18 protein-coding genes are annotated in these 23,343 nt (G+C 72.0%); 5 read left to right on the top strand and 13 right to left on the bottom strand.

Annotated elements, in window-relative coordinates:
- Positions 1–3: 3 nt before the first annotated feature.
- Entirely contained in the window at positions 4–1,209 is a 1,206-nt protein-coding gene (locus tag AB0F56_RS16310; RefSeq protein ID WP_362009373.1) for a Gfo/Idh/MocA family oxidoreductase, read from the top strand.
- Positions 1,210–1,213: 4 nt separating this feature from the next.
- Here AB0F56_RS16310 and AB0F56_RS16305 read toward each other — a convergent pair whose 3' ends face one another.
- The gene (locus tag AB0F56_RS16305; protein ID WP_362009371.1) at positions 1,214–2,845 is read right to left on the bottom strand and encodes a hypothetical protein; all 1,632 of its coding nucleotides are present in this window, start codon (positions 2,843–2,845) and stop codon (positions 1,214–1,216) included.
- 335 nt (positions 2,846–3,180) lie between these two features.
- The gene (locus AB0F56_RS16300) at positions 3,181–4,437 is read right to left on the bottom strand and encodes an extracellular solute-binding protein (RefSeq protein WP_362009368.1); all 1,257 of its coding nucleotides are present in this window, start codon (positions 4,435–4,437) and stop codon (positions 3,181–3,183) included.
- Positions 4,438–4,965: 528 nt separating this feature from the next.
- Between AB0F56_RS16300 and AB0F56_RS16295 the strand changes: the two genes are divergently transcribed.
- A complete protein-coding gene (locus tag AB0F56_RS16295) occupies positions 4,966–5,445 on the top strand; it encodes a hypothetical protein (RefSeq protein WP_362009365.1) in 480 nt (159 codons plus the stop codon).
- A 56-nt stretch (positions 5,446–5,501) separates the two neighbouring features.
- Here AB0F56_RS16295 and AB0F56_RS16290 read toward each other — a convergent pair whose 3' ends face one another.
- Entirely contained in the window at positions 5,502–9,242 is a 3,741-nt protein-coding gene (locus tag AB0F56_RS16290) for a S8 family serine peptidase (protein ID WP_362009362.1), read from the bottom strand.
- A 342-nt stretch (positions 9,243–9,584) separates the two neighbouring features.
- Here AB0F56_RS16290 and AB0F56_RS16285 point away from each other — a divergent pair, with 342 nt between their 5' ends.
- Complete coding sequence (locus AB0F56_RS16285) at positions 9,585–10,484, top strand: formylglycine-generating enzyme family protein (protein WP_362009359.1); 900 nt, start codon at positions 9,585–9,587, stop codon at positions 10,482–10,484.
- 18 nt (positions 10,485–10,502) lie between these two features.
- On the opposite strand, the gene AB0F56_RS16280 is transcribed toward AB0F56_RS16285, so the two are convergent.
- Together AB0F56_RS16280 and AB0F56_RS16275 are read right to left on the bottom strand one after the other, a co-directional pair.
- Entirely contained in the window at positions 10,503–12,740 is a 2,238-nt protein-coding gene (locus AB0F56_RS16280) for a sulfatase-like hydrolase/transferase (RefSeq protein WP_362009356.1), read from the bottom strand.
- Between the two features lie 141 nt (positions 12,741–12,881).
- Positions 12,882–13,643 carry a DeoR/GlpR family DNA-binding transcription regulator gene (locus tag AB0F56_RS16275; RefSeq protein WP_362009353.1) on the bottom strand — a complete coding sequence of 254 codons (762 nt, stop codon included), beginning with the start codon at positions 13,641–13,643 and terminating at the stop codon, positions 12,882–12,884.
- 49 nt (positions 13,644–13,692) lie between these two features.
- Here AB0F56_RS16275 and AB0F56_RS16270 point away from each other — a divergent pair, with 49 nt between their 5' ends.
- Positions 13,693–14,376, top strand: a complete 684-nt coding sequence (locus AB0F56_RS16270; RefSeq protein WP_362009350.1) for an NUDIX domain-containing protein — start codon at positions 13,693–13,695, stop codon at positions 14,374–14,376.
- A 24-nt stretch (positions 14,377–14,400) separates the two neighbouring features.
- Here the strand turns inward: AB0F56_RS16270 and AB0F56_RS16265 are convergent, their stop codons facing one another.
- On the bottom strand, positions 14,401–15,324 hold the full coding sequence (locus AB0F56_RS16265; RefSeq protein WP_362009347.1) for an NADP-dependent oxidoreductase: 924 nt from the start codon (positions 15,322–15,324) through the stop codon (positions 14,401–14,403).
- A 127-nt stretch (positions 15,325–15,451) separates the two neighbouring features.
- Between AB0F56_RS16265 and AB0F56_RS16260 the strand changes: the two genes are divergently transcribed.
- The gene (locus AB0F56_RS16260) at positions 15,452–16,483 is read left to right on the top strand and encodes a helix-turn-helix domain-containing protein (protein WP_362009344.1); all 1,032 of its coding nucleotides are present in this window, start codon (positions 15,452–15,454) and stop codon (positions 16,481–16,483) included.
- Positions 16,484–16,532: 49 nt separating this feature from the next.
- On the opposite strand, the gene AB0F56_RS16255 is transcribed toward AB0F56_RS16260, so the two are convergent.
- The 7 genes from AB0F56_RS16255 to AB0F56_RS16225 form a co-directional block, all read right to left on the bottom strand.
- Positions 16,533–17,753, bottom strand: coding sequence for a mannosyltransferase family protein (locus AB0F56_RS16255; RefSeq protein WP_362009341.1), 1,221 nt, complete (start codon positions 17,751–17,753; stop codon positions 16,533–16,535).
- Between the two features lie 92 nt (positions 17,754–17,845).
- Positions 17,846–18,250 carry a hypothetical protein gene (locus AB0F56_RS16250; protein ID WP_362009338.1) on the bottom strand — a complete coding sequence of 135 codons (405 nt, stop codon included), beginning with the start codon at positions 18,248–18,250 and terminating at the stop codon, positions 17,846–17,848.
- A complete protein-coding gene (locus tag AB0F56_RS16245) occupies positions 18,243–18,800 on the bottom strand; it encodes a SigE family RNA polymerase sigma factor (RefSeq protein ID WP_362009336.1) in 558 nt (185 codons plus the stop codon). The genes AB0F56_RS16250 and AB0F56_RS16245 overlap by 8 nt, the downstream gene beginning before the upstream one ends.
- A gap of 220 nt (positions 18,801–19,020) precedes the next feature.
- The gene (locus AB0F56_RS16240; RefSeq protein ID WP_362009333.1) at positions 19,021–19,929 is read right to left on the bottom strand and encodes a TauD/TfdA family dioxygenase; all 909 of its coding nucleotides are present in this window, start codon (positions 19,927–19,929) and stop codon (positions 19,021–19,023) included.
- Between the two features lie 36 nt (positions 19,930–19,965).
- Positions 19,966–20,337: a ferredoxin family protein gene (locus AB0F56_RS16235; protein WP_362009330.1), complete on the bottom strand. Its 372-nt coding sequence runs from the start codon at positions 20,335–20,337 to the stop codon at positions 19,966–19,968.
- The gene (locus AB0F56_RS16230; RefSeq protein ID WP_362009327.1) at positions 20,334–21,953 is read right to left on the bottom strand and encodes an FAD-binding protein; all 1,620 of its coding nucleotides are present in this window, start codon (positions 21,951–21,953) and stop codon (positions 20,334–20,336) included. The genes AB0F56_RS16235 and AB0F56_RS16230 overlap by 4 nt, the downstream gene beginning before the upstream one ends.
- Positions 21,950–23,305, bottom strand: coding sequence for an LLM class flavin-dependent oxidoreductase (locus AB0F56_RS16225; RefSeq protein WP_362009324.1), 1,356 nt, complete (start codon positions 23,303–23,305; stop codon positions 21,950–21,952). Before AB0F56_RS16225 ends, AB0F56_RS16230 begins: the two co-directional genes overlap by 4 nt.
- Positions 23,306–23,343 lie beyond the last annotated feature (38 nt).

The raw sequence follows: 23,343 nt of genomic DNA, 5'->3' as shown, positions 1-23,343 counted from the left end.
TCGATGACCGACCTCCGTCTCGGAGTCCTTGGCCACGGACTGCGCGGCTCCCTCGCGCGCACCGCCCACCGGCCGGGAGCGGGCTCCCGCGTCACCGCCCTCGCGGAGCACGACGCCCAGGCACGGACGGAGGCGGCCGTCGCGTTCCCGGGCGCCGTGATCAGCGGCGATCACCGGAAGGTGGTGGAGGATCCCGACATCGACGCGATCCTCGTCCTGACCCCCGACCACACCCACGCCGACCTCGCCTGCGAGGCGCTCCGCGCGGGCAAACCGGTCTTCGTCGAGAAGCCCCTCGACATCACCGTCGAACGCTGCGACAGGATCCTGCGCACCGCGTACGAGACCGGGACGCGCCTCTACGTCGGACACAACATGCGCCACATGCCCGTCGTCCGCCTGATGCGCGACATCATCGCCCGCGGCGAGATCGGCGAGGTCAAGACGGTGTGGGTACGGCACTTCGTCGGCTACGGCGGCGACTGGTACTTCAAGGACTGGCACGCAGAACGGCGCTGCACGACCGGACTGCTCCTCCAGAAGGCCGCCCACGACATCGACGTCCTGCACTGGCTCGCGGGCGGGACGACGCGGCAGGTGCAGGCGATGGGCGAGCTGATGGTCTACGGGGACAACCCGCACCGCCGAGCGCCCGGCGAACCCAAGGCCGAGGACTGGTACACCAAGGACGGCCACTGGCCGCCGCACACCCAGCGCGCGCTCAACCCGGTCATCGACGTCGAGGACGTGTCCCTCGTCAACATGCGCCTCGACAATGGTGTGTTGGCCGCGTACCAGCAGTGCCACTTCACCCCCGACTACTGGCGCAACTACACCGTCATCGGCGACCGTGGCCGGCTGGAGAACTTCGGCGACGGTCCCGGGGGAGTGGTGAGGGTGTGGAACTCCCACCGCTCCGGCTACCGTTCGGAGGCCGACGCCGAGTACCCCGTGCCCGCCGCCGAGGACAACGCAGGACACGGCGGTGCCGACCCGCTCCTGATCGACGAGTTCGTGCGCTTCGCCCGCGAGGGAGGTCGTACGGACACCTCCCCGGTGGCCGCCCGCATGGCCGTCGCGACGGGGGCGGGGGCCACCGAGTCGCTGCGGGACGGTGGAAGGCCACGCGAGGTCCCGGACCTCGACCCGGAGCTGATCGCGTACTTCGAGCGCGGTCAGACGCGTGCGGGCCGAGGTCCGGGGAGGTGAGGAATCAGCAGGCCGGTGGCGTCGTACCGCCTACGCTGATGCGCAGGTCCGCCCCCGAGGCGCCGACCGAGCACACCTTCACCGCGGCGTTCGCGACCTCGTCCGCCAGCGTCATGCCCGCGGCCAGCGGCGCGTCGTCGGTCGTCGCCGTCCCCGGTGTGGCGTCCACGAGCCGGTTGTGCACGGTGCCGCCGGCGGTCACGATGCGGACGATCACGCCGTTGACCAGGGGATCGGTCGAGAGGTAGTCGTCGTACGGCGGGGTGGCGCGGCGGTACTCGAGCGACAGGTACCCGCCGTCACCGCGAGGGACACGGAACTCCTGGGTCCCGCTCACCCCGAGCACGCCGAGCGGGTAGGTGCCGCTGCTCGTCGGCCTGACCACCTGGGCGTCGGGGGTCCAGCCGGCGAACTGGCGGTAGTCGACGGGGTAGAGGTGCATGCCCCCACCGCCCATGGTGTCGGTCGGGTCGTCCCCGCCCGCCACCGTGCAGGAGGCGTTCACCCGCGTCACGGTGCCGGAGACGGGGCAGGCGCGCAGCGTGTCGGAGTGCTGGAAGCCCAGGTTGTGGCCGAACTCGTGGGTCCACATCCACGTCTTGTGGCCCACGCCGTTGGAGATGATCCAGTTCCCCGGCATGGAGGCGAGCCCTTCGAAGGAGCAGCCCGCATGGCGCGAGATGTCGATGAAGAGGTAGTCGTACGCATCCGGATTCACGCCCCGCGCGAGGGCCGCCGCCCGTGCCGACGCACGGATGTCCGCCGACACGCAGGTGGCGGGACGCGCGCCCAGGTCCACACCCGTGAGCACATCACCTGTCAGGTTCAGTTTCCCGTCGGACACCTCGGTGACGTACGAGCGGAGTGAGGGGTAGCCGGTGCCGAGGACCGCCTGCTCGACGGGGGCGGGGTCGACGGGGGTGGTGTCGTTCCAGTGGGTGGCCATCAGGAGCACCCTCTTCTGGCCGGTCACCGGCCGCACGGGCCAGCCCGCGAGAAAGGCGTCGGCGCTCCATCCGCGCATGGAGCCGTAGTCGGTGGCACCGCCCTGAGCGGTGCAGTCCCCGACCTGAGGAACGTTGCTTCCATTGAACGTCCTCAGACAGTTGCCCAGTTGGGCGTCGGCGCGGTACTTGTTCCGGAGCTGGACGTACCCGTTGCCCTGGTCGACGGCCTGCCACAGCCGCATGGACGTGTAGTCGGTGGCGCCGCCCTGCCCGGTGCACTCACCGACCTCGACGGCGCTGCTGCCGGAGAACGTCCGCAGGCAGTTCCCGAGCCCGGCGTCGGCCCGGTACTTGTTCTGCACCAGGACGTACCCGTTGCCCTGGTCGACGGCCTGCCACTGGCGCATCGAGGTGTAGTCGGTGGGGCCGCCCTGGGCGGTGCAGTCGCCGACTTCGACGGCGTTGCTGCCCGAGAACGTCCGCAGGCAGGTCCCGAGCCCGGCGTCCGCCCGGTAGTCGTTCTCCACCAGCGTGTATCCCGCGGCCAGTTCCGCGGTGGCGGGCGTGCTGCCCTGCCCTGGTGGCGCCGCGGTGGCGGGCGCGTACGAGACCATCGCGCCGACCGCGAGGAACGCGGTCAGCAGGGCGGTGACCCGCCCGGTGAGCACTCGTGCGAACGGTCCTGGCATGTGTCCTCCGAAGGCGTGAGGGGGTGTGCCGAGGGGAACCGCGTCCGGGCATGGCTCTGCGCGGGCGTTCGGCCACCGATTGCCCGCCAGGATGTAAGCGTTTGCTATGCCGGGCAAGAGCGGCCGCAAAGTTTCTACGCGTTACTGTGCGGGCCCGGTCGACGCCGGAGGGAGAAGGTCGTCGCCCCGCGCACCTTGTGGGCGCCTCGCGAGCGACGAGAGGGGCGTCGGGTCGACGCCGTTCGGCCAGGTCGAGTGAAGACCGAAGGGGCCGGAAGAGGACAACTGGCGGCGGGCAGTAAGGAGATGGGTCCCCGCGGATCGCGGCGGCGCCGCTACTTCTGAGCTTCGTCCCGGGCGGCCTGCTGGGCGATCTGCTCCAGCACGCTCTTCGGGTCGGCGGACGGCGCGACGGCCTTTCCTATGTTCCGCTTGATGGTGTCGCTGACCTGCAGCCAGGACGGTTCGTTGACCGGGTAGAGCTGGGCACTGCGCAGCGCCGCAAGGAACTGCCCGTCGCTGGGGTCCGCCGCCGCGTCCTGGGACGCCTGGGTGGCCGACACCGTCGACGGCAGCAGGTGGTAGCGCCCGGCGAACTCGCTGAGGTTCTTGTCCTCGTAGACGAAGTTCAGGAACGAGCCCACCAGTTCGCGATTGCCGTCGTGCTTGAAGGCCATCATCCAGTCGGCGATGCCCGCCGCCGGCGGCTCCTCCCCGTCGCGCATCGCGTCCGACACCGGCATGCGCAGGGTGCCGACCTTCAGGCCCTTCGCCTTCGCGTCGTGAAGGAGCGACGGGTAGCCGTTGACCATGCCGACGTCGCCGCGCAGGAAGGCCGCGAAGGCGTCCTGCCGGTTGAGCTGGGCCGGCGGGACCGGTCCTGTCAGGTCCGGCACGACCAGATTGTCCTTGATCCAGCGGAACGTCTGCGTGTTGGGCTCGGAGGCGATGCTGTAGGCACCGGTGCTGTCGGTGTAGCCACCGCCGTTGCTCAGTTCCCAGATCAGGGCCTCGGCGTGCGCCTCCTCCGGGCCGAGCGGCAGCGCGTACGGGTAGAGCACGCCCTCCTTCTTCAGCGCCTCGGCCGCGTCCTTCAGCTCCGACCAGGTCTGCGGCGGCTTCGCTCCGGCCTCGTCGAACAGCTTCTCGTTGTAGAAGAGCAGTCGGCTGCTGGCCACGAAGGGCAGGCCGTAAAGGGTGCCGTCGACCGAGCCCGCCTCGGCGAGCGGCGGCAGGAAGTTCGCCTCCGATTTGATCGACATGACCTCGTTGGCGGCGTAAAGACGGCCCTGCGCGGCGAAATCCGAGTACGCGCCCATCAGCGCCACGTCCGGAGCGTTGCCCTCCTTGACCATGCGCGTGACCTCGCGGTCGACGTCGGCCCACGGGTAGAGCGTCACCTCGATCTTCTTGTCGGGATGGGCAGTGATGAAGGCGGCGGTCAGCTTGTCCCAGTAGGCCTTGGAGCTGGTGGCCGGAGTGGTGCCGTACTCGGGAACCACCAGGCGCAAGGTGGTCCCGTCGCTCCCGGACGAGCCGCAGGCGGTGACGAGCGAGCCCAGGAGACCGAATGCGGCCGCGGAGGCGGTCATGCCGAAGAGTCTTCGTCGCACGGATCTTTTCCTCTTGATCTTTTTTGGACAGTGCGTCCGAAATTCTCTCCTGGTCCGGGAGGTATTCGCGCCTCTTGCCGAACGGTTGTGTTCGTATCTCCAACGGAAAGGATTCCGCATGGTGTTTTCCGATATACCGGCACCTATTCCGACGCGCGTAGACCACGCCCTATGGACATTCGGTGTGGGCAACGCCACGCCCTCACACTTGTTCGTGGCGCACACGTGCTTGTGGCCGACGTTGGCCTGCATGCGAGCGGTCGCCTGAACGGGATGGCCAGGCGGTGATCATTCAGTATCGGAGCGTCACGGTGATGAGCGTTCCAGGGTCGTCGGCGTGGGTTGAGCGTCATACTCGGCGGCAATGGGGAGTGGGGAGCAGGGCCTGCGGGAGGGGTCGGTATGGGTGGCGGCGAAGTGGGGCCGTTTCCTGAGGTGTTCGGGCTTGGTGCGGTGGTTCTCGCCGAACCGCGGCGGTCCGTGTTGCGCGCCTATCGCGGTCCGAAGATGCACCTGGCGGCCGAGGACGGCACGGTCCTGGCGCACCTCCATGAGTGCGGCAAGCTCGCGTACGCCCTCCGGGACCTCGGTGGCCGGCCCCTGCTGGGGGTCGACCTCGTCTCCGGAAAGGCATTCGGCCGGCCGCGGTTCCAGGTGACCGACGCCGACGGTCAGCCGATCGGCGAGGTCCACGCGTATGGCCGCATCCATCACACCCGGCTGCTGGAGATACGCGCCGGGAGCGGCGCGTTGCGGCTCACGCGTACGGCTCTCCTGGGTAAGACCTGGTTGGTGCGGGACTCCAGCGGCGGCGAGGTCGGTCGGGTCACGGTGTCGATCGTCCGCTCGTTCGACGGGCTGCAGGGCTACAGGGTCGACCTGGACCGGCAGGCCGGGAGCGAGCAGCGGCGTCTCGTCGTGGCCGCGGCCGTGTGCCTGCAGGTGATCCGGCGCTGGCGGAGCGACCCCCGGGGCGGTCCGGCCTGACGCAGCCCTGCGGGCCGCCTCGGAAGGCCGGCCCGCAGTGCTCTCTCGCCTGCGCGCTATCCGGCCGGCCAGTGCGGCCAGGTCGGAGCGTACGCGCACCAGTACTCCGGGCAGCCGACCCGGTAGGCCCGGGTGACCGTCTCCGTCAGCGACGCGCCGGAGCGGTCCTGGGCCGTGACCTCGAGCGAGACCCAGCCGGTCTCCAACGCCGGTACGGTCACCCGTCGTTCGCCGTCCCGCCCGGAGACCCGCGCCTCCTGCCACGTGGCGCCGTCGTCCGTGGAGTACCGCACCGACACCCGGTCCACGTCCGTGCCGCCCCGCACACCCGCCTGGCGTCCGATGCCCAGACCGAACGTGAACTCCCGGTCCTGCGCGACCGAGTTGTCGCCGTCGAGGCCGGCCATGTCGTAGCGCGTGTCGAGCAGCGGCAGCGGCCGCTCATCGGCGGTGTGCTCCGAGCGGAACCGCCAGACGCCCGTGACATGCGTACCGAGAGACCAGTCGGGATGGTCGCGGTGCGCCGTCGACGTCAGCTCGTACCACTGCCCGCGACGCGGTACGTCGAAGACGCCCTGCCCCGGCTCGTCGTTGCGTGCGAGCACGCGTCCCGAGCCGTCGCGCAGCACCGTCTCCCCGGACTCCAGATCCCGCGCCGGATCCGAACGGTGGCCGCCCGCGTCCGAGAACATCGGCAGTGCGACACGGAGCTTGTCACCGTCGCGGGTGGCCTGCGCCCGGCCGTCGGGGCCCTCCGCCGACAGTGAGGGGTTGAACGGGCCGGTCAGCCAGTTGTCCTCGACCGTGCGTCCCTCGCGGTACACGGTCGGGTTCGAGTACTGCACCCCGAGCGGGCCGTCCGCGTCGATCGCGTACTCGAACGTGGCCGTCGTCCACGGCACGTCAGGCGTGTAGTACGCGGTCATCCGGTGCGGCGCACGGAACAGCGTCGACTGCTGCGCCAGCCGCAGGCCCTCGTGGGTCACCCAGCCGTAGATCCCCTTCGGATCGTTCGGGAATCCGGTGGTGCGGAAGCTGTGCTCCACGGCGGCCAGGTCACGACGACGGTCCTGCCAGTGCGCTCCCGCCGGCACACCGTCGTCCTGCTTGTGGAAGGTGAAGTAGGTGCGGTCACCGTTGCGTTCGCCCTTGATCCGCAGCGTCACCTCGCCCTGCGCGAGCCGCTCGCGCAGCAGCGCCACGCCGAGCGCATCGACGCCCAGCGGCGGATCGGCCGGGTCGAACGACGCGTACCCCGACATCAGGATCGCCGCCGGCGCCTGGGCCTTGATCGCCGCGTAGCGCCGGTCCCGCTCCTCCCAGGGCACGGACCAGCCCGTCTCGAAGAGGACGATCCGGTCCTTCAGCTCCAGGCCCGTCAGGTCCGCGCCGCTGCCCACGTCGACGACCCGCTTCTCCAGGTCCCAGTCCATGCGGCCCCAGGACACCAGACGCACCGGCACGTCCACCGGGGCCGCGGCGCCGCCGACCGTCGTGGCGAGGACGTACGGCTGCTCCCAGGAGGCTGCCGCGAAGTACGTGAGCCCGGGTATCCGGGCGCTTCCCACGGCGTACGACGTGTACGAGCCGCCGAAGATCGGGGCGGCAAGACCCGTGGGCGCGCCCGCCGCGGTCGACGAGACGATCCCGGTCGCCGAGCCCTGCTCGTCGATCCGCATCTCCGGGTCGTCGATGCCCATGGTCACCGGCTTCGCCGCGGACACGTCGAACTTCAGCGTCCGGTCGCCGGTCAGGGAGACACGGTGGGCGACGGCGACGGAGGTCTCGGGCACTCTCGCCGCGCCGTGCGCGACGTACTCCCACACCCCGCCGAAGACCCGGTAGTCGCCGACCGGCACCCGGATCTCCTCGGGTTCCGTCGTGAGCCCGACCAGCTGCGACTCACCCGTCTTCTCGTTCTGGACGACGAGGTTCGTGTACGCCGCCTCGACACCGGCCCGCTTCGCCGCGGGTTCGAGGGTGAGTGTGGCGCTCGGCCCCTCCGCGTCCACACCGACGGGTGTACGCGCCGTGCTGGCGTCGTTGCCCCGCGCGGTGATCCAGGCGCTGTGCGCGCCGGGGGAGACTCTGCTCGTGTCGATCCGTACGGTCGCGGAAGCGGTGCCGCCCGCCGGGACCGTCAGCTGCCGCGCGGTGAGCGTGACCGGGGCCTTCCCGCTCACGGAGAGGCTGAGCCGGACGTCCTTGGCGCCGCTGTTGCGATAGGTGACCGTGCGGGTGGGCGTGCCCGCGTACGGCCAGGGCAGTTCGGCGGAGACCGCGGCCGGGGCGGTGGTGACCCGGGACGCGAGCGCGCCGGGCACGTCGACGCTGCCCGAGCCCTGCTCGTACACACCCGCGGCGGCGACCGGGTCGGCGCTGGCGACAAGGGCCGCCTTGAGCTGCGACGCGTCCCAGTCGGGATACCGCTGCTTGAGGATGGCGGCCGCACCGGAGACATGAGGGGTCGCCATCGACGTCCCGCTGAGCGTCGCGTAGAACGCGCTGTCCGCGGCGTCGCCGAGCGTGCCCGCCGCGCGGGCCGCGGTGATCGCGCTGCCCGGCGCGGTGATCTCGGGCTTGACGCCGCCGTCGGCGACGGCGGGACCGCGGGAGGAGAACGAGGACATGGCGCCCTCCTTCGTCACCGACCCGACCGTCAGGGCGCTGGGCGCCGCCGCCGGCGCACCGATCGTGCGCGGAGCGCCGTCGTTGCCGGCGGCGACGACGAAGAGGGGTCCGCCGTCGGCCGACAGGGTCTCCACCGCCTGCGACAGCGGGTCGCTGCCGTCGCTCGGCAGATTCGAGCCGAGGCTCATGGAGACGATGTCGGCGTCCTGAGCGGCCGCCCACTCCATCCCTTCCAGGATCCAGCTGACGTAACCGGAGCCGCCACCGTCGAGGACCTTGCCGACGAGCAGGTCGGCCCCCGGCGCCACACCCTTGTACCGGCCCTGTGAGGTGGCGCCGCTTCCGGCGACGGTCGACGCGACGTGCGTGCCGTGGCCGTTGCGGTCGGCGACGCTCTCGTCCCAGGTGAAGTTCCGCTCCGCGGTGACCTTGTTCCTCAGGTCCGGGTGGGCCGGGTCGTAGCCGGTGTCGAGCACCGCGACCTTCACGCCCTTGCCGTCGAGGCCCTTGCGCCAGGCCTCGGGCGCGCCGGTCATGGCGACGGACCGGTCCAGGCTCGCCTTCACCTTGGCGTCGAGCCACAGCTTCCCGGCCGCGGCGGTGCGTGCTGCGCCGCCGGCCGTGCCCGTCGCCGCGAGGAAGCCCTGCCAGGCCGTCGCCGCCTCCGACTTGCGTACGGTACGGGCCGTCAGCCCGAACGCCGGATACGTCTCCCGTTGGGTGGAGCCGCGCAGCGCGGGCGAGCCGTGGGCTGTCGCGATGAGCGGGATGTCTGCTCGGGCGGCATCGTCGTACCCCTGCGCGGCGAGCGCGGTGACGTCGAAGAGCTGTCGGTCCACCCGTCCGTCGGCCAGCGGCTGCGTGGCGTCGACGGGGACGACGTACTCGTGGTCGCCGACTCTGGCCCGTGTGAACGCGATGTGCTCCCGGCCCTTTCCCGGAGTCACGCCGCTGACCTGAAGGTCGGTGCCGCTCCCGGCGAAGGTGACCCGGTCACCGCTCACCAGGGTGACGCTCCGCTGCCCGGGCACGGCACCCCCCGGCAGGCTCGCGTGAGCGGACCCGGGCCGTGAGGCTTCCGGCTCGGCGGCCGCGGGCAGCCCGGTGGCCAGCAGCGCGGCGGCACTGGCCACGACGACGGCTGCGGTCCTCGATCTCGATCTCATCCGCTGAACCAACTCCCTGAAGGTGTCGGGAACTTCACAGGGAGCCCATTGAATCCAGGAGCCGCCTTCGCGGCAGGGAAGTGGAGGGGCGGAATCCCGCCATGGCACAACACCGCCACGTCGGCGCGCGCTTGGAGCTCCTCACCCCCACAGTCCGCAACCGACGGCGTCTGGGCCGGCACACCCCATTTCATCCGCCGTACATGGAACGGGCGTTCCCGCTCGCCTACCGTCGTGGTCATGGCAGCAGGAACCTCACTGCGCGCCGCCACGTCGACCATCGGCCGGCACCCGTGTCGCGAAGTGCGGGGGCCGGCCTTTCATCGTTCCGACGGAGCCGTCATGCCCGCATGCTGCACCCCAGGTCACTCCGACGTCCCCGTCGCGACCCTCGCACCTCCTCGCCGACCGCTCCCGCCCTCCCGGGTGGCCCGGCAGTTGCTCACCCTGCCCGGAGGGCGCTTCCTCATGGGCACCGACGACCCGGAGGGGTTTCCGGGCGATGCCGAGGGGCCGGTCCGCGAGGCGGTCGTCGAACCCTTCCGGATCGCGGCGACGACCGTGACGAACGCCCGGTTCGCCGCCTTCGTCAAGGCGACCGGACACGTCACCGAGGCCGAGCGCTTCGGCTTCTCCTTCACCTTCGGGGCCTTCCTCGGAGAGGAGGTGTCCGCCGTGTCCCCGCCTGTGCAGGGCGTTCCGTGGTGGCGGGCGGTGGAGGGCGCCTCGTGGTGCCGTCCCGAAGGCCCCGGCTCACAGGTGACCGACCGGCAGAACCACCCCGTCGTCCACGTGTCCTGGCACGATGCCATGGCGTACTGCGCCTGGTCGGGCACCCGCCTCCCCACCGAGGCCGAATGGGAGTACGCGGCCCGCGGCGGCCTGGAACAGCGCCGCTACCCGTGGGGCGACGAACTCACTCCCGGCGGCCGCCACATGTGCAACATCTGGCAGGGCGAGTTCCCGACCCCCAACACCGCCGCCGACGGCCACGTGGGCACCGCTCCCGTGACCTCCTTCCGCCCAAACGGCTTCGGGCTCTACAACACGGTCGGCAACGTCTGGGAGTGGTGCGCGGACTGGTTCACCCCCGGCGAGGAGAGGTCACGGGCGATGCGCGGCGGCTCGTACCTGTGCCACGACTCGTACTGCAACCGCTACCGGGTGGCCGCCCGGAGCTCCAACACACCGGACAGTTCGACCGGCAACATCGGGTTCCGGGTGGCCGCCGACCCCGCGTAGCGCGAGCACGGGCAAGAGTCAGGCCACCGTGACACGGGCCAGAGCCCAGGAGGTGTGGTCGAAGGACGTGCGGCTGTTGGCGTCCTCGACCACGAGCCGCAGGACGCGGACGCCGCGCACGTCCAGGTCGACCTGGACCGGGCCGGTGGCCGCCGTGAGGGTCGGGGTGGTCAGCAGCAGACGGTCGTCGCCGTACACCTTGGCCCGCGTGGCGCCGAGGGTGCTCTGCTTGGCGGAGAAGTCGTCGATGCCGACCAGTGAGGTGAACCGGACCGCGCCGCCGCCGAGATGGAAGGCGACGTCGCTGGGCGCGTGGACGCCCAGGCCCTTGGGGTATGTCGTACCGGCGAAGGCGATCGACGGGCCGTCGCCGGCGGCGTTCTTGCCGTTGGACGTGTCGCGCTCCACCGGTCCCCAACCGTTCGAGGCGCTGATCCAGGCGAGGTCGGAGAGGTACGAGTCGCGGGTGGGGGCAGCGGGCGGGGTCGGGACCGTACCCGTGGCCGGATAGCGCACCGGTCCGGCCGGGGTGAGGGCGCCGCCCTCCGCGGTGAGCGTCCAGGTCTTCGCCGGGGCGGTGTTCGCGGGCGGCGTGACCCGCCAGGAGGCCGTGAGCCGACCACCGGCGGCGAGGTGGTCCGCGGTCACTGGGGAGGTGGGGGTCACGGTCCAGCCGGCAGGGGCGCGCAGAGCGAGCGAGGCCGCGGTCCACGGGCGGGAGGAACCGTTGTCGAGGGTGCCCGTCACGGTGAACGCCTGAGCGGGCACGGCCGGACCGGGCAGGGTCAGCCGGGCCCCGAACGGGACCCGCGGGTAGGCGTCCTTCCACGAGGCGCGCATCAGCGCCACCAGCTCCGCCGCCCTGGCCGGGTGCTTGTCGACGATGTTCCGCGTCTCGCCGCGATCGGTGGCCAGGTCGTACAGCTCCACCTGCCACTGGGCGTCGGGGAGGTTGCGGTCCCGCTCGGGGGCGAAGCGTACGGCCTTCCAGTGGTCCTTGCGGACCGCCTCGGCGAGCCAGGTGGCACGCCCACCGTCCTGCGCGTTGGCCCGGCTGGTGACGCCCCGCTCGTCGCGGAACCAGTACAGGTGCCCATGGCGCGCCGCGTTCGCGCTGCCGGCGAGCACGGGCGCGGCGGACAGCCCGTCGACGTCGGTGGGGGAGGGGGCGCCGCCGAGCTCGGCCAGGGTGGGGAGGACGTCGGTGAGCGGGGTGGGGCGGTCGCTCGTGCCCTGCCGGACCCGGCCGGGGCCCCAGGCGACGAGGGGAACGCGTACGCCGCCTTCGTAGAGGTTGCGCTTGTAGCCGCGCAGCGGGCCGTTCGCGTCGAACAGGTCGGGGTCGACCCCGCCCTCCTCGTGCGGTCCGTTGTCGCTGGTGACGAGGACGATCGTGTCCTGCTCCAGGCCGAGCTCCCGGATCCGGTCGATCACCTTGCCGACGAGCGAGTCGAAGTACGTGACCTGGGCCGCGTGCCCCTTGTTCGCGGCCGTCCAACTCCGGTCGGCGTACGCGCTGGAGTCGGGGATGTCGCTGGGGGCGTGCGGGACGTTCGGGGTGAGCAGGAGGAGGAACGGTTCGGAGGCGTGGCTGCCGATGAACTCCAGCGCGCGCTGCTCCAGGAGGTCCGGGGCGTACACCGCCTTCACGCCACCGGCGTTGGCGGGGATGGGTTCCTTGACGTCGTTGTGCCAGAGGTACGCGGGGTAGTACTGGTGCGCGTGACTGTGGTCGATGTAGCCGTAGAACTCCTCGAAGCCCCGGGCTGCCGGGTGACTGTCCTGGCCGGCGGCCTCCGGTCCGAACCCCCACTTGCCGATCACGGCGGTGCGGTAGCCGCGGGCCCGGAGCACCTCGGCGAAGGTGGTGTCGTCGGCGGTGAGTGAACCCTGGCCGCCGGAGGAGGGGTTGGCGCGGACCGTGGCGTGGCCGGTGTGGAGTCCGGTCAGCAGCGAGCCGCGTGACGGGGCGCAGACGGCGGCGGTGGAGTAGGCGTCGGTGAAGCGGAGCCCCTCGGCGGCGAGCCGGTCCAGGCGGGAGGTGGTGATCAGCTTCTGGCCGTACGCGCCGAGCTCTCCGTAGCCGAGGTCGTCGGCGAGGACGATGACGAAGTTCGGCGGCCGGGTGGCCGAGCCCTCCCTCGGGTCCGGAACGGTCACGGACGGCGTCGCGCGTGCCGGGCCGGCGGTCGCGGTGACGGCGGTCAGACCGAGCGCGGCGGTCGAACCGGCCAGGAAGGTACGGCGGCTGGACATGGAGGGCTGCTCCTCGGGTCCGGGTGCGGGAGGGCGGAACTCCGCCGATCATGCGCGGGGGAGCGGTACCAGGACCATGCACACGCCATGAAGAACATGTGACGGCACCCGACCCGAACACGAGCCTCGACGCGGGGCCTGTCACCGGTCGGCGGTCAGGACCTCCACGCCGAGTGCCTTGATCTGCTTCACCACGGGGTTGTTCGGGGCGGCGTCCGTGAGGAGGGCGGTGACCTTCGGCCAGGGGAGGACGCGGAAGCGGGACGCCGTGCCGATCTTCTCGGAGGAGGCGAGGACGTACGTGTCCGCGGCCCGCGCGGACAGGGCGCGCTTCATGGCCGCCTCCTCGGCGTCACCGGTGGTCAGCCCCGCCTCGGGGTGGACGCCCGTGACGCCGAGCAGACAGAGGTCGGCCGAGACGTTCTGCGCCGCCTCGACGGCGGCGGCGCCGCACGTGACCGCCGAGTGCTTGAAGACGCGGCCGCCGAGGAGGAAGAGCTCGGCACGCGGGTGGTCGAGGAGAGCCGTGGCGACCGTGGGGCTGTGCGTGATCACCGTGCAGGCGAGCTCCTGCGGGAGGGCCCGGGCGACGGCCAGGGCGGTCGTACCGCCGTCGAGGATCACGGCACCGCCCGGCCGCACCAGGCCCGCGGCCAGCGACGCGACCTTCTGTTTGCCGTCCGGGGCGACCGCCTGCCGGGCCGCGTAGTCGACGACCGCAGGAGAGACGGGAAGCGCGCCCCCGTACACCCGCTGGCACAGCCCCTCGGCGGCGAGGTCGCGCAGGTCGCGCCGCACGCTGTCCTCGGAGATCCCCAGGTCGGCGGCGACGTCCTTGGCGACGATCTTGCCCTCGCGGGCGAGCAGGGCGAGCAGGTGGTCACGTCGCTCAGCAGCCAGCATGCACACTCTCTCCTGTTTCTGCACGTTTCTGCAGGTACTGTAGCGCCCCATGACCGACCGAACCGTATCCGCCCGCCCCGGCATCGACACCCCCGACCACCGCGGCCGCACCGGTCTCGACCGGGCCGGACGCGACCTGCGCCGCAACCCGGACGTCGTCGTCCGGGATGTCGAACTCACCTCGCAGGGCTGGCACGTCCTGCGGCGGACCACCTTCGACTACCGTCGCCGCGACGGACGGTGGGAGACCCAGCAGCGCGAGACGTACGACCGGGGGAACGGCGCGGTCGTCCTGCCGTACGACACCGGCCGCGGATGCGTCCTGCTCACCCGGCAGTTCCGCTATCCCGCCTACGTCAACGGCCACCCCGACGGCATGCTCATCGAGGCGGCCGCCGGGCTGCTCGACGCAGACGACCCGGACACCGCCGTCCGGCGCGAGAGCGCCGAGGAACTCGGTGTAGTCCTCGGGCCGCTCACGCACGTCCTCGACTCCTACATGAGCCCCGGCTCCGTCACCGAACGCCTCCACTTCTTCGCCGCCCCCTACACCCCGGCCGACCGGACCGGGGCCGGCGGCGGAGTCGAGGCCGAGGGCGAGGACATCGAGGTCCTGGAACTCCCCTTCACCGAAGCCCTCGCCATGACCCTCGACGGACGCATCGCCGACGGCAAGACCGTCCTGCTGCTGCAATGGGCGGCCCTCCACGGTCCCTTCGCCCCGCAGCCGTGAGCCGCTCGGCGGCCGCGCCGGAGGTCAGACGACCGACAGGACGATCTTGCCGGTCGTACGCCCCAGCTCGCCGAGCTCGTGGGCCTTCGCAGCCTCGGACAGCGGCAGGACCGTGTCGACGACCGGCCGCACCGCGCCGCTCTCCACCAGGGCGGTGATCTCGCGCAGGCCCAGGTGGTCGGGCTCGACCAGGACCCAAGCGGCCCGTACCCCGTCGGGCGCGGTGGGCACGTCGTCCGGGCCGGGGAGGGTGACGAGCCGACCCCCGGTCCGCAGCACCTTCAGGGAACGCTCGGCCGTCTCGCCGCCGAGCCCGTCCAGAACGACGTCGACATCGGAGACAATGTCCTCGAACCGGGCCTCGCGGTAGTCGACCACCTCGTCCGCGCCGAGCTCCCGGAGCAGCTCGTGCTTGGCGGAGCTGGCGGTGCCGATGACGTACGCCCCGCGTGCCTTGGCGATCTGGACGGCGAGGTGGCCCACACCGCCGGCCGCCGCGTGCACGAGCACACGCTCACCGGGCTGTACGTCCGCCGTGTCCACGAGGGCCTGCCAGGCGGTCAGCGCGGCGAGCGGCAGAGCCGCCGCCTCGACGTGGGTGAGGGACGCCGGCTTCGGCGCGAGGTGGCGTGCAGGCGCCACGACGTACTCGGCGTACCCGCCCGCCTGCCGGGGGAAGAGCGGCATCCCGAAGACCTCGTCGCCCGGGTGGAGGTGCCCGACGCCGGGGCCCACCGCCTCGACCGTGCCGGAGACGTCCCAGCCGACGATCGGCAGCGTGCCCCACTCGATGAGGGCGCCGCTCGCGCGGGTCTTCCAGTCCACCGGGTTCACGCCGGCGGCGTGCACCCGCACCAGCACCTCGTTCAGGCCCGGCTCCGGGCGCTCCACCTCGCGCTCCACGAGCTTCTCCGGACCGCCCCACTGCTCCACGACCACCGCACGCATGCTTCTCCGCCTCGTTCCTTCTCGATCGGCGTCCGCCGGAACCTCTCCGGCGGCGACTCGTTCACGATCCCGCCTCCCGGCCTCGCGTGGTGTTGGCCCTCCGGCCACTATGTGCCAGGATTTGGCCATGGGCTTGGAAATGGACGAGACGACCCCGACAGCGCCGACACCGCACCGCGTCGCGGTGCTCGCCCTGCCCGGAGTGCCGCCCTTCGAGCTCGGGATCCCGTCCCGCGTCTTCGGCAGCGTCCAGGACGCCGAGGACCGCCCCCTGTACGAGGTCACCGTCTGCACCGCCGACGGCGCGCCCGTTCTGAGCGACGCCGGCTTCGTCGTCCAGCCCGCGGCGGGCCCCGAGGCGCTCGCCGCCGCCGACACCGTCGTCGTACCGCCGACGCACGCCATGCCCGAGTTGGGGCGCGGCGGCCCGCTGCCGCCCGAGGTCGCCGCTGCCATCGCCGGGATCCGGCCAGGGACGCGCCTGGTGTCCATCTGCTCCGGTTCGTACGTCCTCGCCGCCGCGGGTCTGCTCGACGGCCGGCCGGCCACCACCCACTGGAATCTGGCCCCCGAGTTCCGGCAGGCGTATCCCGAGGTCAAGCTCGACGAGGAGGTGCTCTTCGTCGACGACGGCGACGTGCTCACCTCGGCCGGGGTGGCCGCCGGGGTCGACCTGTGCCTGCACATGATCCGCCGGGACCACGGCGCCGCGGCGGCGAACCGGGCGGCCCGTATGTGCGTCGTACCGCCGTGGCGGGACGGCGGGCAGGCCCAGTTCATCGACCGGCCCGTGCCCGAGCCGACCCTCGCCAGCACGACCGCGACACGCGCCTGGGCCCTCGAACACCTCGGGGAGCCGCTCACCCTCGGCCAACTCGCCGAGCACGCCCGGATGAGCCTGCGGTCGTTCACCCGCCGGTTCCGGGACGAGGTCGGGATGACGCCCGTGCAGTGGCTCACGGCGCAGCGCCTGGAACTGGCCAAGCAGCTCCTGGAGACCACCGACCTCCCCATCGACCTTGTGGCACACCGGGCGGGCATCGGCTCCGGCAACTCCCTGCGCGCGCACATGCGAACGGCCTTCGGCGTCTCGCCCGCCGCCTACCGGCGCGCCTTCGGCGCGTCCGACCCCGTCGGCACGGCGGACCGGACCGGATAGGCGGTACGTTTTCGGCGGCGGCGGCGGCGGCGGCGGCAGCGGCAGCAGGTCAGCCCGCCCAGCGTCCCGCGAAGAAGGCCACGGCGAGGACCACGGAGAGCGGAACCGACACGCAGAGCCAGGCAGCGAAGAGCCGGGGCCTGCGGGACGTCCAGCAGGCGAGGCCGATCCAGAGCGGCCACCACAGGAGGGTGGCGCGGGGGATGGACATGTACCAGTACGAGGTGCCCAGCGCCCAGAGGCTGAGCGCGATGTAGACGGCCTCGGGCCAACGGCGGGCGCGCGCGAGGAGGACGGCGACGACCAGGCCGACGCCCATGGCGATGAGCTCGGCTTGCCACAGGAGGGCGTACGGGGCGGTGTAGCCGTGGTCGAAGGCGGCCTCCCAGGTGGTGCTCCAGGCCTCCCACGGGGCGTGGAACTCGCGGTACCAGCCGCGTTCTTGGGCGTGCTTCCAGGCCATCCAGTCGCCGGTGTGCCCGAACAGGTACCAGAAGTAGAGGAGTGGAGGGAGCGCGGGCAGGGCCAGCCACGGCAGTTGGCGCAGCTCGCCGCGCCGACGGGCCGTCACGGCGAAGTGGACGAGGAGTGCGGCGAGGAGAAAGAGGCCGCTGACGCGCACGGTGGTCGCGCAGGCCAGGAGGAGCGCGGCGAGCCGCCAGTCGTGGCGCAGTGCGGCGAGCCAGGCCGGCAGGGCGAAGGCGAGGAAGAGGGACTCGGTGTAGCCGACGGCGAGGAAGACGGCGCACGGCGAGACGAGCAGGAGGACGACGGTTCGGCGGGCGTCGGCCACCCGGGGCAGGTGGAGCCGGGCGATGCGGCCCATCGCGAGGACGGCGACCGCTCCGGCGACGAAGGAGATGAGGAGTCCGGCGGCGGTCCAGTCGCGTACGAAGGGGTGCAACGCCCTCAGGAGGAGCGGGAAGCCGGGGAAGAAGGCCTCCCTGTTGTCCCACTCGGCGGGCCTGGCCGCCGGGTCGTCCGGGAAGTAGCCGTCGCGGGCGATGTTGAGGTAGTGGTTCCAGTCCCACTGTCCGACGACGGCCCCGAACGGCTCCGGGTGGTGGGACTCTGGATCGCGGGGGAAGAGCCAGGCCGTGCAGTACGCCGTGAGGAGGAGGGCGACGCGCGTGAACAGATAGAGCGTCAGGACGTCACGGTCGCCCGCGTCGAGGCCGAGGCGTCGAGCACCCTCACGGCCTGGCTCGCGTACGGCTGCTGTCGGCGCCGCCGGTACGGGGGACCGGGCATATCGTTCTATGAGGGTCATAGGGGGCGTCTGCTTCTCTCTGAGGGCGTGACGGGGCGCGGGACGGCCTGAGGTGCGGTGGCGGTCCCGGAAGGGCGGGGTGGGGTACGGGCCTAGGGCCTGTCGGGCGGGGCGGTGGTCGTGGCGCCCGGCGCGACGGAGCCGGGAGGGGTGGGTGGAGGGGAGGTGGTGGTGCCGATGGCGGGCGGGCGGGTGTCGCTCGTGCTCGTACTGGACGGAGTCGGGCCGCTCACCGACGGGGTGATCGCGGGCACGACCGGCTGCGAGGAGCCGGGCAGCAGGGTGGCGAGCGCGGCGCCCCCGCCGCCCAGGACGAGGCACGCGCCCACGGCCAGGGCCGCGAGACGGCGCCGGTGGACGCGCTGCCCGCGGGCGCTGATCTCGGCGGCCGACGGGTAGGCGGCGCGGGCCCGGCCCGCGTCGGCGGCTGCCTCGAAGAGCGACCTCAGCGGGTCGTGGGACGGGCCGTCGTGGGACGGGTCGCGGGACTCATTCACCGTGTGCCTCCTCGCCGGACGGGTGGTCGGTACCAGGGCGCTCGCCCCGCTGGTCTTCGGCGCGGGGACGCTCGCCGCGCGGGTCCTCGATCCGGTGGGCGAGTGCCGCCCGGCCGCGGGACAGGTGGGTCTTGACGGTGCCGGTCGACAGACCGGTCTCGGCGGCGACCTGGTCGACGCTCAGGTCGCACAGGTAGTGCAGGGCGAGGGTGCGCCGCTGCTGCGGAGGGAGTTCCCGCAGCGCGTCGACGAGCACGAGGTGGTCCGGCTCGGGGCCCTCGACCGACGGCGGCGCGCCGCCGCGCCGCCACGCCTCTGTCGTACGCCGACGGAACCGCCAACGGCTCACCGCGAGCCGCCACGCGACCGTACGGATCCACGCTTCGGGCTGTCCGTCCCGGTCGAGCTGCCGCCGCCGGTTCCACGCCTTGACGAAGGCCTCCTGGACGACGTCCTGCGCCTCGTGCAGGTCGCCGAGCATCACGTACAACTGGCCCGTGAGCCGCGCCACCGCGTGGGCGTAGAACTCTTCGAACTCCTCGACGGTCAACGAACACTCCCGGATCTCCGACTACACCCCGCATACGCCTGCCGAGGGTCCCCCGGTTGACACGGAAACCCAGGAACAAGAGTGATCGTGATCACGCAACCGAATCCGGAGGACACGCGTCCGGGGAGCCGAAGATGGACGCACGAGAGGCGCCTGACGGGTGGAAACCCAGGTCAGGCGCCTCGACGTGTGTTCAGGGGGATCCGTGCTTCTTCGGGGCTCAGGCCGCCGCGGGGGTGTAGTGGGCGGCGTCGTCGCCCTCGATGACATGGCTGAGCGTGCCGTCGACACCGGCCGGGACGTCGCCCGCGACGGTCACGCGGTGCAGCAGTCGCGGCAGGTCGCCGTAGTCGTCGGGGGCGTAGTGCTGGGTGATGCGGTTGTCGAACAGGACGAGGTCGCCCGGCTGCCAGACCACGCGCAGGATGTTCTCCGGGCGGGTGACGTACGACTGGAAGAGGCGCAGCAGGTCGCGGGAGTCGGAGGGGCTGAGCCCGACGATGCTCTGGGCGAAGCCGCCGATGAACAGCCCCCGCTCCCCGGTCTCGGGGTGGACCCGGACGACCGGGTGGGCGGTGCGGTACCTCCGGGAGACGAACTGCTTGCGGTGCTCGGCCGCTTTCTCGCTCTTCGGGGCCGCGTAGGCGGCGTAGTCGAAGGCGTTGGTGTGCTCCGCCCACAGCTTGTCGGCCAGCTCCCGCAGGGGCTCGGGCAGGTCCTGGTAGGCGGCGCCCGAGTTGGCGATCAGGGTGTTGCCGCCGTACGGCGGGACCACGATGCCGCGCAGGGTGGACGCCTTCGGCGGCGTACGGACGAAGGTGACGTCCGTGTGCCATTGATTGGCGCGGATGCCCTCGTCGCCGTCGACCGGCAGGATCTGGGGCTGGCCTTCGACGGACGGCACGGTCGGGTGCGCGGTGGTGAGTTCGCCGAAGAGGGACGCGAAGCGGAGCTGGCCCGCCTCGTCGAGCCGCTGGTCGCGGAAGACGAGCGCCTTGTGTTCCAGGAGCGCGGAGTTGATCTCGGAGACGACGGCGGGGGCGAGGTCGGCGCCGAGGTCCACGCCGAGGATCTCCGCGCCGATACGGCCTCCGATCCTGCGGACGTCGAAGCCGGTGCTGGTGGTCATGGAAGGGGTCCTTTCGGGAGGCGATGCAGGGGGTGTTCAGGAGGTGATGGGCAGTGAGTGGCCGCCCTGGGAACCGGGCGTTCCGAGGGGAGGGCCGACGGCGCGCAGCGCGCCGGGTGTGCGGCCGCGTCCCCAGCCGATGTGCCGGCGGTAGCTGCCGAGGAGCTCGGTACGGGCCAGGTGTTCCTCGTCGCGCGCGGGGTCGTCGGCGGACAGGGGACTGGTCCGGGGTGAGACGTACAGCGCGTCGGCGGGGCAGTTCGCCTCGCACTGGAAGCAGGTCTGGCAGTCGTCGCGGCGGGCGAGTACCGGCACGCCGTCCTCGCCCCGGTCGAAGACGTCGGTGGGGCAGACCTTGATGCACTTGTCGCAGGTGATACAGCGTTCGGCCGAGACCAGTTCGATCACGAGGCCACCTCCAGGGGCACGTCCGGTGTGGTGGTCACCGGTGCGGTGGTCAGGGGCTCGGGCCGGGTCCACACCCGGTCGAGACCGCCGGTGACGATGCGGTGGTGCTGCCCGGGGTCCTGCGCCGGGAAGTCGAGCCGCTTCGCCATGCCACGGGTCTCGGTGCGGGCGAGCGCCGCCGCGTACATCCAGCGGGCATGCGCCGCCATCGCCGCCGCCTGCCGGGCCCGCACCACGTCCCCGCCCTCGGCGTGCAGTGTGGCCCGCAGCTCCTCCCAGACGCCGTCGAGGACCCGGAGGGAGGCGGTGAGCCGCTCGCCGTGGCGCAGGTAGTTCTTCTCGTACGGCAGTACTTCCGCCTGCACTGCCGTGACGACCTCACGGAAGCCGCCGGCCGGGCCCGGTGTTCCGGTGGGCCGGAGCGCGGCCTCGCCCGCCGCGACCGTAGGGCGCGCCGCGGAGCGGAAGCCGAGCGAGAAGGCGTGACGCGCCGCGCCCTGGCCCGCCCACGTGCCGGAGGAGATGGCCCACGCGGCGTTGTGGCTGCCACCGCCCGTGAAGCCGCCGCAGATCGCCTCGCGCGTGGCGGCGTCCCCGGCAGCGTAGAGCCCGGGGACGGTGGTCGAGCAGTCGTCCCCGGTGATGCGGATGCCCCCGGTGCCGCGCACGGTGCCCTCGGCGAGCAGAGTGATGGCGAAGCGCTGGGTGAAGGGATCGATGCCGAACCGGTCGAAGGTGAGGAAGAAGTTCGGCTGGGCCAGCCGCATCGCCTGCCGTGCGGCCGTGTCCGCCCGGTCCAGGCGGCAGTACACCTTCTCGCTGAGCAGCGTCCTCGCGATGACCGACCGGCCGCCCTGGCTGGCCGCACCCTCCAGGACCGTCCCGTCCTCGCGGTAGAACGTGGCGAAGGAGTAGAACGCGGTCTTCGTGACGGAGGTGCCCTCAGGGGCGATGCCGTACGCGTTGGAGAACTCCATGCCGGACAGCTCCGCGCCCACCTCCGCGGCGAACAGGGCACCGTCGCCGGTGTTGACGTTGCAGCCCAGCGCACCGCTGAGGAACGCGCAGCCGCCCGTGGCCAGGACGACCGCCCCGGCGCGCACCCGGTACGCCTGTCCGGCCTGGCGCCGGTGCCCCCGCGCGCCCGCGACCGCTCCCGAGGGGTCGGTGAGCAGTTCCGTGACCGGACTGTGGTCGAGGATCCGCGCCCCGGCCCGCTGGACGCGGATCCGCATCCTGCGCATGTACTCAGGACCCTGCAGGCCGTTCCTGAGCTGCTGTCCGTCCGGCCCGGTGGGAAAGGGGTAGCGAGCTGCCACCGCGAGCTCGTTCATGCCCGCGTACGTCTGGTCGAGGACCCGCGCCATCCAGCGCCGGTCGGCCAGGAACCCGCCCAGCGCCTCCCGGCTCGCCATGGCCGCCTCGCGCGCCGCGGGTTCCGGCGGGACGTACCAGACCCCGGTGCCACTCGAGGCCGTGGCGCCGCTCGTGCCGCAGTAGCCCTTGTCGGCGAGGACCACGTCCGCACCGGCCTGGGCCGCCTTGAGGGCCGCCCAGGTCGCCGCGGGGCCGCCGCCGACGACCAGGACGTCCGTGGTGAGGTCGAGTCCGGTCATGCGGGTCGCTCCTGCGCCGCGGCCGCCAGGGCCAGCCGGTTGGCGGGGCGGGCGAGGCCGTAGTGCTCGCGCAGCGTGCGGCCGCTGTACTCCGTACGGAACAGGCCGCGCTGCTGCAGGATCGGTACGACGTGGTCGACGAAGTCCTCCAGTCCGCCCGGCAGCAGGGGCGGCATGATGTTGAAGCCGTCGGCGGCGCCCTCCGTGAACCACTCCTGGAGCTCGTCGGCGATCTGCTCCGGAGTGCCGGCGAAGACGCGGTGACCGCGTCCTGCGCCGAGGCGGGCGATGAGTTCGCGTACGGTCAGGCCGTCGCGGCGGGCGAGTTCGGCGACGAGCGTGAACCGGCTCTTGTTGCCGTTGATGTCCCGTTCCTCGGGCAGCTCGGGCAGCGGCCCGTCCAGGGGCAGTCCCGTCAGGTCGGTGCCGAGCATTCCGGACAGCTGGGCGAGCCCGTACTCGGGGATCTGCAGCTCCGTCAGCTCCTGTTCGAGCGCGCGTGCCTCGGCCTCCGTCGAGCCGATGACGGGGGCGATGCCCGGAAGCACGAGGAGTTGGTCCTCGCCGCGGCCGTGGCGGGCCAGCCGGGACTTGAGGTCCTTGGAGAACGCCTGGCCGTCGGCGAGGGTCTGCTGGGCGGTGAAGACCGCCTCGGCGTACTGCGCGGCGAACTCCTTCCCGTCCTCCGACGAACCGGCCTGTACGAGCAGCGGGTGGCCCTGAGGGCTGCGCGGAACGTTCAGCGGACCCTGTACTCCGAAGTACTCACCGCGGTGATCGATCTGCCGCACCCGGTCGGTGTCCGCGTAGACGCCACCCTCCCGGTCGAGCAGGATCGCGTCGTCCTCCCAGCTGTCCCACAGCTTGGTGGTGACCTCGACGAACTCCCGGGCCCGCTCGTAGCGGAGCCGGTGCTCCAGGTGCTCCTCCTGGCCGAAGTTGCGGGCCTCGTTGACGGTGCCCGAGGTGACGATGTTCCAGCCGGCGCGGCCGCCGCTGATGTGGTCGAGGGAGGCGAACTTGCGGGCGGTGTGGAAGGGCTCGTTGAAGGTGGTGGAGACGGTGGCGATCAGTCCCACGCGCTCGGTGACCGCCGCGAGCGCGGACAGCAGCGTGAGGGGTTCGAAGCCGCCGAGCGCGTTGTAGCGGGCGTTCCCCCACAGCGCGAGACCGTCGGCGAGGAAGACCGAGTCGAGCAGCCCGCGCTCGGCGGTCTGCGCGAGGTGTTGGAAGTAGCGCAGATCGGTGACCCGTTCGGGCTGGGTACGGGGGTGGCGCCAGGCGGCGTCGTGGTGGCCGGCGTTCATCAGGAAGGCGTTGAGATGGAGGTGGCGGGGGCCGGTCGCGGGCATGAGGTTCCTCGGATCGTGGGTGGTGGGGCGATCGGATG

The organism is Streptomyces sp. NPDC026092, assembly GCF_040638605.1.
In the GTDB taxonomy this organism is placed as follows: Bacteria; Actinomycetota; Actinomycetes; order Streptomycetales; family Streptomycetaceae; genus Streptomyces.
The sequence above is the reverse complement of the archived record's forward strand: the minus strand, read 5'-3'. Positions and strand labels throughout refer to the sequence as shown.

Coding starts and splice junctions, on each gene's coding strand:
- AB0F56_RS16310 (WP_362009373.1), top strand. CDS start 4: ATGACCGACCTCCGTCTCGGAGTCCTTGGCCACGGACTGCGCGGCTCC.
- AB0F56_RS16305 (WP_362009371.1), bottom strand. CDS start 2,845: ATGCCAGGACCGTTCGCACGAGTGCTCACCGGGCGGGTCACCGCCCTG.
- AB0F56_RS16300 (WP_362009368.1), bottom strand. CDS start 4,437: ATGACCGCCTCCGCGGCCGCATTCGGTCTCCTGGGCTCGCTCGTCACC.
- AB0F56_RS16295 (WP_362009365.1), top strand. CDS start 4,966: ATGCACCTGGCGGCCGAGGACGGCACGGTCCTGGCGCACCTCCATGAG.
- AB0F56_RS16290 (WP_362009362.1), bottom strand. CDS start 9,242: ATGAGATCGAGATCGAGGACCGCAGCCGTCGTCGTGGCCAGTGCCGCC.
- AB0F56_RS16285 (WP_362009359.1), top strand. CDS start 9,585: ATGCCCGCATGCTGCACCCCAGGTCACTCCGACGTCCCCGTCGCGACC.
- AB0F56_RS16280 (WP_362009356.1), bottom strand. CDS start 12,740: ATGTCCAGCCGCCGTACCTTCCTGGCCGGTTCGACCGCCGCGCTCGGT.
- AB0F56_RS16275 (WP_362009353.1), bottom strand. CDS start 13,643: ATGCTGGCTGCTGAGCGACGTGACCACCTGCTCGCCCTGCTCGCCCGC.
- AB0F56_RS16270 (WP_362009350.1), top strand. CDS start 13,693: ATGACCGACCGAACCGTATCCGCCCGCCCCGGCATCGACACCCCCGAC.
- AB0F56_RS16265 (WP_362009347.1), bottom strand. CDS start 15,324: ATGCGTGCGGTGGTCGTGGAGCAGTGGGGCGGTCCGGAGAAGCTCGTG.
- AB0F56_RS16260 (WP_362009344.1), top strand. CDS start 15,452: ATGGGCTTGGAAATGGACGAGACGACCCCGACAGCGCCGACACCGCAC.
- AB0F56_RS16255 (WP_362009341.1), bottom strand. CDS start 17,753: ATGACCCTCATAGAACGATATGCCCGGTCCCCCGTACCGGCGGCGCCG.
- AB0F56_RS16240 (WP_362009333.1), bottom strand. CDS start 19,929: ATGACCACCAGCACCGGCTTCGACGTCCGCAGGATCGGAGGCCGTATC.
- AB0F56_RS16230 (WP_362009327.1), bottom strand. CDS start 21,953: ATGACCGGACTCGACCTCACCACGGACGTCCTGGTCGTCGGCGGCGGC.
- AB0F56_RS16225 (WP_362009324.1), bottom strand. CDS start 23,305: ATGCCCGCGACCGGCCCCCGCCACCTCCATCTCAACGCCTTCCTGATG.